The organism is Mucilaginibacter sp. KACC 22773, assembly GCF_028736215.1.
GTDB lineage: Bacteria > Bacteroidota > Bacteroidia > Sphingobacteriales > Sphingobacteriaceae > Mucilaginibacter.
In genome coordinates this window covers 1,787,529-1,802,057 of record NZ_CP117883.1, presented here as the reverse complement: position 1 = coordinate 1,802,057, position 14,529 = coordinate 1,787,529, and the positions used below count along the sequence as shown (strand labels likewise).

The 14,529-nt window shown below is 41.9% G+C and carries 12 protein-coding genes; 5 read left to right on the top strand and 7 right to left on the bottom strand.

The genetic code is table 11. The features are described 5' to 3' along the window. Positions 1–2: 2 nt before the first annotated feature. Complete coding sequence (locus PQ469_RS07920) at positions 3–803, top strand: GNAT family N-acetyltransferase (protein WP_274212459.1); 801 nt, start codon at positions 3–5, stop codon at positions 801–803. Positions 804–919: 116 nt separating this feature from the next. Here PQ469_RS07920 and PQ469_RS07915 read toward each other — a convergent pair whose 3' ends face one another. The 3 genes from PQ469_RS07915 to PQ469_RS07905 form a co-directional block, all read right to left on the bottom strand. Next, entirely contained in the window at positions 920–1,744 is an 825-nt protein-coding gene (locus PQ469_RS07915) for an energy transducer TonB (protein ID WP_274212458.1), read from the bottom strand. Between the two features lie 326 nt (positions 1,745–2,070). Then, complete coding sequence (locus PQ469_RS07910) at positions 2,071–2,901, bottom strand: energy transducer TonB (RefSeq protein WP_274212457.1); 831 nt, start codon at positions 2,899–2,901, stop codon at positions 2,071–2,073. A 205-nt stretch (positions 2,902–3,106) separates the two neighbouring features. Then, complete coding sequence (locus PQ469_RS07905; RefSeq protein ID WP_274212456.1) at positions 3,107–3,973, bottom strand: energy transducer TonB; 867 nt, start codon at positions 3,971–3,973, stop codon at positions 3,107–3,109. Between the two features lie 296 nt (positions 3,974–4,269). Between PQ469_RS07905 and PQ469_RS07900 the strand changes: the two genes are divergently transcribed. Beyond that, the gene (locus tag PQ469_RS07900; protein WP_090648727.1) at positions 4,270–4,626 is read left to right on the top strand and encodes a hypothetical protein; all 357 of its coding nucleotides are present in this window, start codon (positions 4,270–4,272) and stop codon (positions 4,624–4,626) included. A 372-nt stretch (positions 4,627–4,998) separates the two neighbouring features. Beyond that, positions 4,999–6,306 (top strand): ammonium transporter, encoded by a 1,308-nt coding sequence (locus PQ469_RS07895; RefSeq protein WP_274212455.1) that lies wholly within the window; start codon positions 4,999–5,001, stop codon positions 6,304–6,306. 517 nt (positions 6,307–6,823) lie between these two features. Here the strand turns inward: PQ469_RS07895 and PQ469_RS07890 are convergent. The 3 genes from PQ469_RS07890 to PQ469_RS07880 form a co-directional block, all read right to left on the bottom strand. Continuing rightward, complete coding sequence (locus PQ469_RS07890; protein ID WP_274212454.1) at positions 6,824–7,417, bottom strand: DUF4468 domain-containing protein; 594 nt, start codon at positions 7,415–7,417, stop codon at positions 6,824–6,826. Between the two features lie 216 nt (positions 7,418–7,633). Beyond that, a complete protein-coding gene (locus PQ469_RS07885) occupies positions 7,634–8,701 on the bottom strand; it encodes a porin (protein WP_090648712.1) in 1,068 nt (355 codons plus the stop codon). 184 nt (positions 8,702–8,885) lie between these two features. Beyond that, positions 8,886–10,508 (bottom strand): ammonium transporter, encoded by a 1,623-nt coding sequence (locus tag PQ469_RS07880; protein ID WP_274212453.1) that lies wholly within the window; start codon positions 10,506–10,508, stop codon positions 8,886–8,888. A 623-nt stretch (positions 10,509–11,131) separates the two neighbouring features. On the opposite strand from PQ469_RS07880, the gene PQ469_RS07875 reads away from it, so the two are divergent. Then, complete coding sequence (locus tag PQ469_RS07875) at positions 11,132–13,306, top strand: glutamine synthetase III family protein (RefSeq protein WP_090648705.1); 2,175 nt, start codon at positions 11,132–11,134, stop codon at positions 13,304–13,306. A 302-nt stretch (positions 13,307–13,608) separates the two neighbouring features. Next, on the top strand, positions 13,609–14,193 hold the full coding sequence (locus tag PQ469_RS07870; RefSeq protein ID WP_274212452.1) for an RNA polymerase sigma factor: 585 nt from the start codon (positions 13,609–13,611) through the stop codon (positions 14,191–14,193). A gap of 24 nt (positions 14,194–14,217) precedes the next feature. Here the strand turns inward: PQ469_RS07870 and PQ469_RS07865 are convergent, their stop codons facing one another. Continuing rightward, the gene (locus PQ469_RS07865) at positions 14,218–14,436 is read right to left on the bottom strand and encodes a hypothetical protein (RefSeq protein WP_274212451.1); all 219 of its coding nucleotides are present in this window, start codon (positions 14,434–14,436) and stop codon (positions 14,218–14,220) included. Positions 14,437–14,529: the final 93 nt, after the last annotated feature.

Genomic DNA, 14,529 nt, shown 5'->3' with positions numbered 1-14,529 from the left:
GTATGGAAACCTCAATATTTACTCAACCAGACATCGGCCTGCTTAATCAGTTACAACCAGCCGACTGGCCCGATATTGTGCCTAATTTTTACTTTTATGTTGACTCGCCTTTCTGCTTTCCGATTAAAGTAGTTATTAATGACGCCATAGCCGGCATCGGCGCGGCCATCATACACGCCGATGTAGCATGGCTGGGCCACATCATTGTACACCCCGAACACAGAAGCAAAGGTATTGGCTTTTACATTACACAAAACCTGGTTGATATTGCCCACCAACATCGTTGCCAAACCATCAATTTAATTGCTACCGCGATGGGTGCGCCTGTTTATGAAAAAGCCGGTTTTATCACCGAAACAGAATACCTGTTCTTTAAAGATATACAGATACAACTACCAGGATTACCCACAACAAATATCAAAACGTACCAGGAAAAATTCCTGCAACAAATTCTGGCTATCGACCAAACAAACTCGCAGGAAAACAGGGAGCCACTACTCCGCGATCATGTTGAAACAGGATTGATATACTGCAACGATGATACCATTGAAGGCTACTATTTGCCAGGCCTTGGCGAGGGTTTGATAATTGCCAACACCGCGTGCGCAGGTATTGAGCTGATGAAACTACATTTACGCACCAATGATAAAATTGCATTCCCTAAAAATAACAGCAATGCTGTAAACTTTTTGTATGAAAAGGGGTATAAAGAAATACGCACCGCCAAAAGAATGCGCCTGGGCAAAGCCCGGAATGTAATATTTTCCAGCATTTACAACCGGATAGCGGGCAATATTGGCTAAAAAAAGCCCCCGGACAAGCTCCGGAGGCCAAACACAATCACCATTCTACACACACTGCTCACTCATTACTCACCATTGACTCAACTCACTGCTCAACATTCACTACTCACCACTCACTATTCGGCTAATTGAAAATTCATTGGTATTACATATTTAACCCGCACGGGCTGGCCGTTTTGCATGCCGGGTTTCCAGGCCTTCGCCAGCTTTAGTACCCGGGCGGCTTCTTCATCAAACCCGTAACCGGCCCCACGTTCAACCTTTATATTTGACAGCGAGCCATCTTTTTCTATCACAAAACTCATCAACACTCTGCCAGATACACCCTGCTCCTGCGCTACCGCCGGAAACCTCAAATTCTTTTGCAAAAATTTACTCCACGCCGCTGCACCACCTACCGGTTCGGGCATTGCTTCAAGGGTGCCATCCATATCATGTATGGCATTATCAACCGCAGGGCCGGTACCTGTTGTGCCCTTATTTGTATTAACATCCATGGCATTGCCAGGTTTATCAGCTCCTTTACTATCTGTGGCTCCAATTGTACTTGCCATCAATTCGGCATTAGTATGCGGTTGCACAATGGGATCATTAGGTACCACAACGGGTGGCAGGCTTGCAACTGTTTTTACCGGCTCAACAGGCTTAGGTGGTTCGGTAGATTTTGGAGGTTCGGCCTTTTTTGGCGGCGCAACCGGGGGTTGAATCAGAACGGTAGTCAGATCAACAGGAGTCATTTTAACCATTGCCGCAGGTTTGCCTTTAAAAACAAAGGTCGATACTATGATAACCGCGATACCTGCAAAAGTTAAACCCATTGCCTTACTCATGGTTCGGCCATAGTGTTGTCTTAATTCATAAGCTCCGTATTCTTTGTTACGATGGTCAAATACAAGGTCGAGCCACTCGGCATTGTACAAATCAAATTTCGTGATAGGCATATTTTAAAGAATTAAATTTCCATTATAACGAATAGGCATTTATTATATTTTACAAAACATGAAAAAATATCATATTGTCAAAAAAATAAATTTCATCAAAATTTCATTTTCTTATGGGTTGCGTGTTACGATTTGCGAGGCTCGGGTTGCGTGTTACGAGGTTCGGGTAAGGCGCATCAATTAATTTGCCTGGCTCCTATTCTGCCCGAACCTAGCAACCCGCAACCCGAACCTTTTAGCTTGTCCTCGCAACCCGTAACCCGGCCCTGACATCCCCAACCTTGTAACACGCAACCCGAACCCGGTCCCCCCAACCCAACCCATCACTAATTCTCATCTGCCAGCTGAAAAGCAAACGGAATGCTGTAAGCTACGCGAACCGGGTGTCCATTCTGGATGCCAGGCTTCCATGGTTTGGCCAGTTTTAACACGCGCACCGACTCCTCATCTAAACCGTAACCCAGGCCGCGACTTACCGTTATATTTGATAACTGGCCATCTTTTTCAACAATAAAGCTGATGTAAACTTTGCCCGATATATTGTTTTCGCGCGCCAAAGCCGGGTACCGCAGGTTGTTTTGTAAAAACCTGGCCCAACCGGCCATTCCGCCATCGGGCTGTGGTAATACTTCTACCTCAGTAAAAGGCCTTACCTTTTCATCCTCGGTAATAGGGTTAGCCGCACCAGCGCCCCCTTTTGCGCCAGACGTCTCCAAAATATTTTCGGGTACATCTTCACCACTATGATCGGTACTGGCTATGGTTGACTTTTGAAGATCGGCGACGGTATGCGGGTCGACCGTTTGCTCGGCCGGCACCACAACAGGCGGCGGAAAGCGCAGTGTTTTTGAAAGTGTTTTGGGTTGAGGCAGATCCTCCGATTTTGGGGGCAAAATTTTGTGCTCTTTTTCCGTTGTTGGCGGTGGCAAAGGCAGCGGCATTGGATACTCATGAACCACTATTGTATCAACTTTATGCCTTAATGCCACACTTGCCACCACCCAAACTGTAATGGCGGCAAAGGTTAACGCCATGGCTTTACCCATGGTACGGCTATAATGCTGCCGCAGTTCGTAAGCACCGTAGGTTTTGTTACGATGATCAAATACAAGGTCGAGCCACTCGGCATTGTACAAATTAAATTTTGTTGCTGACATAGTTTAAAGAATTTTATTCTAAAAATAACGACAAATCAAAACAAATAGTATATTTTATTTTGATTTAATCGATATTTACCAAATAAAATTCCGCGAGATGGCAAAAACCTTCGTATTGGGATAGCAAAAGGCCCCGCGTTGTGCGGGGCCAATCGCCCACTCCTGCCCATCATAATACGGGGCCCGGCAACCTAAAGACTCACAACTAATTACTCTCGGCCAATTGAAACTTAATTGGTATTACATATTTAACACGCACCGGCTGGCCGTTCTGCATGCCCGGTTTCCAGGGCTTAGCCAGTTTAAGTACCCGCAACGCCTCATCATCAAGCCCAAACCCTACGCCGCGCTCAACTGTTATGTTTGATAAGCGACCATCTTTTTCGATAACAAAACTCATGATCACCCGCCCGGATACACCTTGTTCCTGCGCCACAACAGGAAACCGCAGGTTTTTCTGCAAAAAGCTGCTCCACGCTACTGCGCCGCCGGCAGGTTCGGGCATAGCCTCAAGAGCGTTAAAATCATGTATGGTATTATCCACTACAGGAACAACCACCGGCTTTGTACCGGTACCATCCCTGGCGCCCGACTTATCAGCTACATCAAGTACGTTTTCAACATTTTCGCCACCTGCAACCTTAACATCAGCATTACCAATAGCACCTTGAATTTTACTAATTACCGGCGGCTCAACAGTTGGCTCGGTACTCACAACCACCGGGGTAACAAACCTGGTGGTTGATACCTTTTGCGTTGCTTTAACCGGCGCTACTGGTTTTGGTGGTTCAGCCGGCTTTACCGGTTCGGCTGGTTTCAATGGCGCAGCAGGTTTTACAAGCTGCGGGGTTAAATCAACAAGGGTTATTTTTAAATTATCGGGCGATTTTGGTTTAAAAATCAGGCTTAGCACTACAAAAACAGCCACACCGGCCAAAGTAATGGCCAGTGCTTTTGCCAAAGTACGCCCATAATGCTGCCTTAATTCGTAGGCACCGTACACTTTGTTACGATGATCAAATACAAAGTCGAGCCACTCGGCTTTGTACAAACTAAATTTGGCCGATTGCATCTTTCAAAGAATTATTTATACATAAATAACGATTTCAAAGACGTTATATTTTACAAAACCTCAATAATACATCTATAAATTAAACAAATCCGATCAAAACCTACCGCTTAATAAAAAACTTGTAAAATTTTATTTTCGGCGATTATTTCTTGCAAAGGCCACGTTATCACGCGCTTTTTCCTGTATTCAGTGAATTAAAAAAACAATATCTATACATATTTTTCACATAAATGCACAAAAAGTTAAAAAACTTGTAAAAAAAACGCAATTATTTTATTTTTTTACTACTTTTAGACATGTTCAACAGCCTTTATCGGTTTACTGCGGTAATTTTCCTTTTGTTTTCCGGGTTTTCAGCCTCGGCAAGGGGAGGATTGTATCATGCCAGCCATAAAGACGATAAAAAAACCTCCGTATCGGCCACAACCAACCATCATAGTCCTTACAGCTATGATTACAGCCTTAACAACGTACCGGTACAAATTATAAATCTCCAGCAGCATCGGGGTTCGCATTCGCTGCCATTCCTTTACACAAGCCCCAATTTTTACACCATACACGTAAAGTATCTCAATTTTATTTGCGGCAGGGGTACAAGCGAGCTATCGCGGTTCCGCAAACTCATTCTTTTTCCGTTCCACGCTTTTTGGTAATAGTTAAACAATTTCATGCGGCTGTGCTGATTACACAACCGTGTTTATTGTTTTTTAAAACTTAGTTTAAATACTTACAGGCATTTTGATTGGGTGCCTGCAGGTACAGTTGTTGAACTGCCCGGTATTTTGATTGGGTACCGGGCAGTTTCTTCACCCGTCATTAAACTAAAAGTATTAACCAACCTCGTTTATACAGCGTTATGCATGCTCACATAAGGGCCAGGCGTTAGCAATTGGTTGTCATTGCAATAAAGTCAGTTATTGTAGTCACCATCAATATTTTATAAACCGGGCTTTTTGAAAACCTGGCTTTTTGCTTTAGGCATTAAGCTATCAGCTTTTTATTAACTATTCCCTAAAACCCTAAGCATGAAAAAATTCATACCATTTGGCATACTGCTACTTATTATAGTACTTGCCCTTATATTTCCTTCGGTTACATTAACAACCGTTAAAGACAGCAAAATTGATACCGGCGATACTGCCTGGCTATTGGTTAGTACAGCCCTTGTATTGATCATGACACCCGGACTTGCCTTTTTTTATGGCGGTATGGTAAGCAAAAAAAACGTACTATCAACCATGCTGCAAAGCTTTGTTTGTATGGGCGTTATCACCGTTATCTGGGTTATTTTTGGCTTTAGCCTTGCATTTGGCGATACCATTGGCGGTTTCGTTGGCGATCCGCGCACCTTTTTTATGATGAAGGGCACATTGGGCAACGCTACCTGGAAACTTGCACCCACTATTCCGCTGGTATTGTTTGCTATGTTCCAGTTAAAATTCGCGGTTATTACCCCGGCCCTTATTACCGGCGCATTTGCCGAGCGTATCCGCTTTAACTCATACGTTATTTTCCTTTGCCTGTTCATGGTATTTATATATGCGCCTTTGGCCCACTCTACCTGGCACCCTGACGGTTTCTTGTTTGGCAAAGGCGTGCTTGATTTTGCCGGGGGCACTGTTGTACACATGAGCGCCGGCTGGGCAGCCCTTGCGTCGGCATTATATTTAAAAGGCCGCAACGAAACATCGCATAATCCTGCCCGCATCAGCTACGTGTTATTGGGTACAGGTTTATTATGGTTTGGCTGGTTTGGCTTTAACGCCGGCTCTGCTTTAGGTTCGGGTACGCTTGCAGCTACCGCTTTGGCTACAACAACAACAGCATCTGCTGCAGCAGCAATGGCCTGGATGTTTTTTGATATCCTGCGCGGCAAAAAGCCGGGTGTACTGGGTGCCTGTATTGGTGCCGTAGTTGGCCTGGTTGCTATTACGCCTGCAGCTGGCTTTGTAACCATTCCCCACTCATTAATAATTGGTATTGTTGCAGCTGTAGTAAGTAACCTTGTAGTTATCTGGAGAAGCAAAACCAGCATTGACGATACACTCGATGTATTCCCCTGCCATGGCGTAGGCGGCATGGTTGGTATGCTGCTAACCGGTGTATTTGCGCATCAAAATGTAAATAGCGCCAACACTACAGGTAATGGCTTATTTTATGGCGAAACCCATTTGTTTTTCCTTCACCTGGTAACTTTAGTTGGCGTATCGGCCTTTGCTTTCTTTGGCTCATTATTACTGTTAAAAATAACCGACATGATAAGTACATTACGTGTTACACCTGAAGAGGAATTAGCAGGTTTGGATATTAGCCAGCACGATGAAGAATTGTAATTACGCGATTTGATTTACACTAATTTCACGAATTCGGTCGAATTTCGCTAATAAGCTTTTAAGTTCTTATACGAAAGGAGGTGTTCACGAATTATCGTATAAAAAAAAGGAAATTAAACAACCAACAATCAAACATAATATCAATTAACAAAAAAGAATTAACGTTTTTACTATTGTCTCGCCAAGGCTAACTAAAAACTAAAGCCGCCCTAAATTTTGAGGGGCGGCTTTTTTGATTCACACGAATTGATTCACACGAATTTCACGAATTGGATCGAATTTCACCAATCCACTTCAAAGCATGTTAACTTCAAAGTATGTTAATAAAGAGGAAGGTGCGTAAGAGCTATTTTATCAAAAAAAAATAAAACAGTCAGTTGGTAACAATGGCTAAAAATCAACTATTTAAAACAGAATCGCTACCGCAGTTTGAACCATTGGACTAACACAATGAACCAGCAGATAAGTAATAAAGCGACACCAATGAACCAGTGAACCAATGAACTAACACAACGAACTACCAATCCTTGGTTGATATCTTTTTCAATTCCTGGATTGTTTTTTTCGCCGGCGCTGTTTTTAGCATATACGATTTTAAAACCGCACCGTTTTGCCGGCTATAATTGAGTATCTTATCCAAATAAACGGCTACGTCTCTTTTCTCCAGCTTACTTTTTGCCTCCTCCATTGGAAATGTAATGCCAGGATCCAAAACCTCCATGCCATACCTGTCGCGCTTATAAGGGGTAAACTTAAAATCGGTAAACCAATAACGGTATTTTGAATCTTTAACTTCTATCCTTAATGAATAGCTTATTTCGCCGCCAGGGCTGCCCGATAATAACGACCGTTTCGACACCACGAAGCTACCCTCTCCGCTCAACACGCCCTGGGTTTCATCAGTTTTGGTAATTTTGAGTTTCCCCTTTGGATAGGCCTTGTGCATAAAATACAATCCCCGGCCATACAAGGTATCCTTGCTTAAACCTGGTTGATCAACCGTTTGATAGTAAATGTATTTATTACGTTCATCAAAGGCCAGCGTGTCTTTTTGCGCAATAACGTTCTTTGCGGAAAGGATACAAATGAGAGCAATAAAAATGTTTTTCATTTAAAAAGAGTAAAAAAGAGTCAAGAGTTAAGAGTCAAGATAAAAAGCATACCAGCTTTATTATTAGAGATCAGCAAACCAAGGCAAGGGCTTCAAATCTATTCAACTTTGAAGTCCTTTTCTTAATTCTTAACTCTCGACTCTCCACCGGTATAAAGATAAAAAGCCTCCCGGTTATATCAGGAGGCTTTTTGTAAAATAATGTTTTAATTTAAATTAGAACGCGTATACAGCGGCTAACAAAAACTGACCAGCTGATTTTGAAGGAGTGCCGTCACTCTTCCAGAAAACATCACCGGTTTTTGTATGATCTAACCTAAACTCAGGGATGAAAGTTAAAGGACCTGATTTGATGCTGCAAGTTAAGGTTGAAGCAAACACCGAGTTGCCAGGAGTAATGCCAATATCAGCACCACCATTTGTTGCTTTAGCTTTGAAATACTCCTCTCTTAAACCAAAAGTAACTGCTTTTGAAACAGCCAACTGAGGATATAGGGCATAACCAAAGTAGTTATAAGCACCCATACCTGTTTTACGGGCAGCATTTAAACCTAATTTAAACGCATCGGTTATCTGGTAAGCGGTGGTTAAATCCAATATAGTACCAGAGTATTTTCCGCTTGCAAAGTTAATGTAAGCTGTCCATCCTTTAACAGGTGCCAAAAACAACTGCGAGCCAAAGGTTGATACTTCTGGTGTAGCCGAATTTGATTTGTAAGTATTCCAGTTGTCATTAAAAATACCAGCCATCAAACTTACTTTATCAGAGAAAGCATAAGTTGCTTTAAAGCCTGCATTTTGGAACGGGCCTGCACTGAATAAATAAGAAGTTGAATAGTTAAAGTTACCTACCGGGCTAATTACCTCGTAACCAACAAATGTAGCCATGTAACCTGCTGTTAAGTTAAACTTATCGGTTACATCATAAGAAACGTATAAGTTTTGAATGTGGTAGCTTGAAGTACCAGCCGGCAATGACCCATAAATAGCATCAGGAATTGACTGCTCCTGGCCACGCGGACCAAATGACATTTCGCCAACAAACGATGCTTTGCCTACCTTTTTCTTTAAACCCAGATCGATCATACCAATTGATACTGAATTATTATCAGAACCGAAAGAGGTTTGAATGTTTGGCTTATTAGCAAAATCTTTTTTGAAGTAGGTATCTACCGACCCGTAGATTACCAAAGGCGCATCTGCAGTGGTTTTAACGGTATCCTGCGCTTTAACAACGAAGGAACCGGCAACAAGAGCTGATAAAAGTAAAAGTGTTTTTTTCATGATAACGATTTAATTGATTTGAATTTGATTTGGGTTGAAATAAAGCTTTCCCATTAAGCTAATGCACAACAATAGCCTTTAGTAAAAGCGGTTAAATTTTATAAGATTGATAAAAATACCTGTGCGGTTGGTTGTAAAAGATTGTCGGCATTAAACCAACCGCACAAGGCATTAAAGAATTTTATTATACTGCAGATGGAGATGTTACACCTTTATCAAAAAGGCCGCTTAAGCTGATCTCATCATCCTGGGCTGGATAAACTTCGATACCGTGATCGAATACATCGATACCGCCTGGTCCTGTTTCACCTTCCTCTTCAAGACGCAATTTCCATGGATTAGGCAATTTGTTGATGATAAACATCATTACATAAGTTACAATAAACACAGCAGCTGTGATAGTAAAGCTACCAATAAATTGCGCTTTAAGTACAGCACCGCCACCACCGTAAAATAAACCTGCAACAGGAGCTGAATTATCGGCACCGGTTGGGCCGGTAGCACCATATTGGCCAGATGCAAATAAACCCAACGATAAAGTACCCCAGATACCGCCTAAACCGTGTACAGAAAATGCACCGATAGGATCATCAATACGGAACCATTCTATTATGTAAATACCGGCAAAAATTACGAAACCGGCAACACCACCTAACATTACCGCGCCAAAAGGGCTTACCCAGTAACATGGGCAGGTAATTGCAACAAGGCCGCCAAGGAAACCGTTAATGGTAAAACCAAGATCGAATTTACCTTTGGTTGGCCCCCACCATAAAGCAGCAAGCATAGCAGTAAAACCACCGGCGCAGGCAGCAAGCGTAGTGTTGGCAGCAACACGGCCAATACCTTGCATATCCATTGCCGATAATGTTGAACCAGGGTTAAAACCATACCAGCCAAACCACAGGATAAAACCACCCACAGCGGCTACCAATAAGTTATGACCCGATGGTAATCCACCTTTTTCTTTATCATCGCGGGCAAATATCCTGCCCAACCGTGGGCCTAATACCATTGCACCGGCTATAGATGCTACACCACCAATAGTGTGTACCACTGTTGAACCTGCAAAATCGCGGAAAGGCTGAGCACTTAATGATTGGAAAATACCAGAAGTACCCATTAATGCTAAGAAACCATCCGGTCCCCAGGCCCAGTGACCTATAATTGGGTAAATAAAACCTGTAATACCTATACTGTAAAGGATATCGCCACGGAAGCTGGTACGGCCAATCATTGCACCAGATACAATAGTTGAGCAAGTATCAGCAAAAGCGTACTGGAATATCCAGTGTGCCAAAACAGGGATACCTGTTGAACCATAAGTATCAGGCGTATTTTGCAGGAAAAACCAGTTGGTGATGGTTTTGCCATCAGCACCTAAGCCGCCCCAGCCTATAAAGCCGTTACCATTACCAAACATAAACGCATAACCTACAGCGTAAAATAACAAACCACAAAGGCAAGTATCAAAAATACACTCCATTAAAACGTTCACGGTTTCGCGTTTGCGGGCAAAGCCAGCTTCGAGCATAACAAAACCCGCTTGCATACCAAATACTAAAAAGGCAGCAACCAGTGTCCAAACAGTGTTAACTGTATTAATTAACGATGTTTCATGAGCGGTGTAGGTTTCGGCAGCATGTGCAGACGTGCCAAGTACACCAGGTAAAACCATCATTGCGGCAAAAACCAGCAATAGGCCAATCATTTTTCCTGTAAAAATGGTAGCTCCCAGCGCCCATTTCTCACGTGTCAGCTGTCGGACTGAACTTAGGAGGTTTAATTTTGTAGAACTTACTTTCATTTGTCTTTTAATTTAGTTTGATTGTTTTTTAATAGTTTAATTTTAGTTTGATTGTTGTATTATATTAAATAGTTTGATTGCACAGCATTAATTCTTCAAAAAACAACCTTAAAAAAACACTCTTTAGGTTTTGACCAATAAACACTACACTTTTTTATAAAAAATATAATATTTATAGGGTTTATGTAAATTATTTCATGAAATTAGGTAGTTATTTTAACAATAACAAATTTTTAACAAAAAAAACATGATAAAAATTATATAAATTATCAAAACCTCAATTCAAAACTCAAAAACGGGTTAATTTTTAACGAATTTCAAATTACAAAAAGCCATAAATACCGATAAAATAGATTTACAAATACAAAAAAGTCATTTCACAGCATAAAACGCCAAAAAACATCTGTTTTTGTAAAAAAAATTAAAAAAAATAGCGTAAAAAGCAAATTTTAACTCCATCTGCTTCCAAAATACCTCTTTAACTTTCAAAAGGTTTTGCATTTATATGGCCGGCTATCAGCTCAAATCATTTTATTTCATTAAATTTTGATGAATATTTTAAAGGATAGTTCTATTTTTGAATTTGCCTTTATTTAAAACCGTATATAAACCTATATATAAAAATGCCTAACATTCGATTTAAAGCGCTTCAGGACGTTCTGAACAGGACCATCCCCGAAGTTAAACCGCCTGCCGCCAAAATTTCAGATTATTTTGGCGCCAATGTTTTCGATAAAAAGAAAATGAAGGAATACCTTTCTACAGAAGCGTACCAGGGTATCGTTAATTCCATAGAAAAAGGTGAAGCCATCCCCCGCGACCTGGCCGAACAAATAGCCTCGGCCATGAAATCATGGGCTTTGGGCAAAGGGGCTACCCACTATACACACTGGTTTCAGCCGCTTACCGGCACAACTGCCGAAAAGCACGATGCTTTTTTTGAATCGACAGCCGATGGCGGCGCTATTGAGCGCTTTAGCGGTGATGCTTTATCGCAACAGGAGCCCGATGCTTCCAGCTTCCCGAGCGGTGGCATCCGTAATACCTTTGAAGCCCGCGGTTATACCGCATGGGACCCGTCCTCACCCGCCTTTTTAATGGCGCGTACTTTATGTATACCTACTGTATTTGTTTCCTATACCGGCGAGGCATTGGATTATAAGGTACCTTTATTAAAGGCATTAAGTGTGCTTGATAAAGCGGCGGTTGACGTTTGCCATTACTTTGACAAAGGTATCGAGAAGGTAAATGCATCGTTAGGTTTGGAGCAGGAATACTTTTTAGTTGATATTGCCTTATTTAATGCACGTCCCGACCTTTATTTAACAGGTCGCACGCTTTTTGGCCATATATCTGCCAAAAACCAGCAGTTAGAAGATCATTACTTTGGCTCGATACCGGAGCGGGTGTACGCTTACATGCAGGATATGGAGGCCGAGGCCTTATTATTAGGTATACCATTAAAAACGCGTCACAATGAGGTCGCGCCATCGCAATTTGAATGCGCGCCAATTTATGAGGAAATAAACCTGGCCATTGACCATAACCAACTGCTGATGGATTTGATGGACCGTGTGGCCCGCCGTCATAACTTTAAAGTATTACTGCATGAAAAACCATACGCCGGCATAAACGGATCTGGCAAGCACAATAACTGGTCGTTGATAACCAATACGGGGAAAAACCTGTTGTCACCGGGCAAAACGCCTAAAAACAACCTGATGTTCCTTGCCTTTTTTGTAAATACAATCAAAGCAGTTCATGAACATGCCGACTTGTTAAGGGCATCCATAGCGTCAGTTAACAATGACCATCGCCTGGGTGCGAATGAAGCCCCCCCGGCTATTATATCTATTTTCCTTGGCAGCCAGCTAAACGATGTGCTGGATGAGATAGAAACTTCGCGCATCAGCAAAAAAATAAAAGAGGATAACCTGTTATGGCAGGGCATTCCGAAAATTCCGCAGATACTGCCCGATAATACCGACCGTAACCGTACTTCGCCTTTTGCATTTACCGGTAATAAATTTGAATTAAGGGCAGTAGGCTCATCGGCCAATTCGGCCAGCCCGATGACAATCCTTAATCTGATTGTGGCCGAGCAGCTCAGGAAATTCAAATACGATGTAGATAAACTGATTAAAAAGGGTGAAAAGAAAGATCTTGCACTCTTGATCGTTATTAAAAAATACATCAAAGAATCAAAAAACATCCGTTTTGAAGGCAATGGGTACAGCGAGGAGTGGGAAAAAGAAGCCGAAAGGCGCGGTTTGGCCAATATTAAAACCACTCCAAAAGCGCTGGACGCATTTTTGGCCGAAAAGGCTGAGATCCTGTTTGCCGAAACCGGTGTTTTTACTCCCCGTGAGGCACACGCCCGTCATGAAATACTTTTAGATAGCTTTTATAAAAAGTTACAGATAGAAGCCCGCGTAATGGGCGAACTGGTGCAAAATGTTATTATCCCTGCTGCAATAGCTTATCAAACCAAACTGATAAACAATGTAAAAGGCTTAAAAGATTTAGGTCTTCCGGCATCAACCTATGAGGCCCAGCTTGATATAATCACAAAAATTGCCGAACACGTAAACTTCATTAAAACCAATGTTGACCAAATGGTTGATGCACGTAAAACAGCAAACGCGGTAGAAGACATTCGCCAGCGCGCCATTGACTATGATGAGAAGGTGAAATCATTTTTTGCCCCTATCCGCTACCGGGTTGATAAGCTGGAGCAGCTGGTAGACGATGGCATGTGGCCATTGCCTAAGTTTAGGGAACTGTTGTTTCTTAAATAGTAACACACGAATCTCTCGGATTTATTCGAATTTCACGAATTCTCCTTTTTAAAATGCCACTAATTTTTGAATTAGTGGCGTTTTAAATTTATATAGGCGTGGGATGAATTTCACCTAAACCCTCATCGGCTTCAAAAAGATGCTGCGTTGTCGGGTTGCCACTGCAGTGCTGTACCCCATGCCGGCGGGCCTTCCATCAACACGCATGCGGATGTAGCTAAACACCTTTTCAGAAAAGTTTTTTGCATAAACCAATTTTTTTGAGCGATAATTGTATTACCATCATCCAATTGCCTATTTAAATGACTGTTAATGACATTGTGCTTTGCGAGCGCCTTATGGGCGGCGATGTAGATGCTTATAAGCAAATATATGACAAGTACCATAGCCAGTTGTATTATTACGCCTTAAGGTTTTTGAAAATGCCCGAGCTGGCCGAAGATGTAATCCACGATGTTTTTTTGAAACTATGGGAAATTCGGGAACAGCTAAAGCCCGAATATGGTATAGCCGGTTACCTGTACAAAATAACCCGGAACCAGGTATTTAAACTGATTAAAAAAATTGCGGCAGAAACAGAGCTAAGGGCCAAAGTAATAAGCATTATTGAAGAACAGGCCATAGAAAGCGAAGCCGATTTGCAATGGAACGAATATGCCGGGCTACTTGGCGGCGCAGTTGAACAATTGCCGCCGCAATGCAAAAAAGTATTTAACCTCTGCCGCCGGGAAGGTAAAACTTACGATGAAGCCGCACAAATACTGGGCATCAGTAAACATACCGTTAAAGAGCATATGATGGCCGCCATGAAAAGTATTAAAAAATATTTCAGACAAAATGCCGATATCGTATTCAGTTTGTTAATTATCGAATTGATGAACAAGTAGCAGGTGGTAATTGTACTGCATTTTTTACTTTTTATAACTTATACGTTCTAATATCTTCTTAAACTGCAAATGGGCATTGTCTTCGGCCGGCTCATCCTCATTATCCCACCAATCAAAAAGCAATTTCAATGAATTATAAGCAATTGGATTTTGCTTAAGCAAACTTTCTAATTCACCTAACTCCTCCCCGGTAGCCTCATTTGCCATTTTTTTGGTAACAAGCATCCAAATATGATCTTCCATATAATTCAGGACTATTAATTATTTTTCATTCGGCGGCAGCGTGCAATTTCATAAAAATACCTATATAAACATAGTATTATATGCTAAATTATC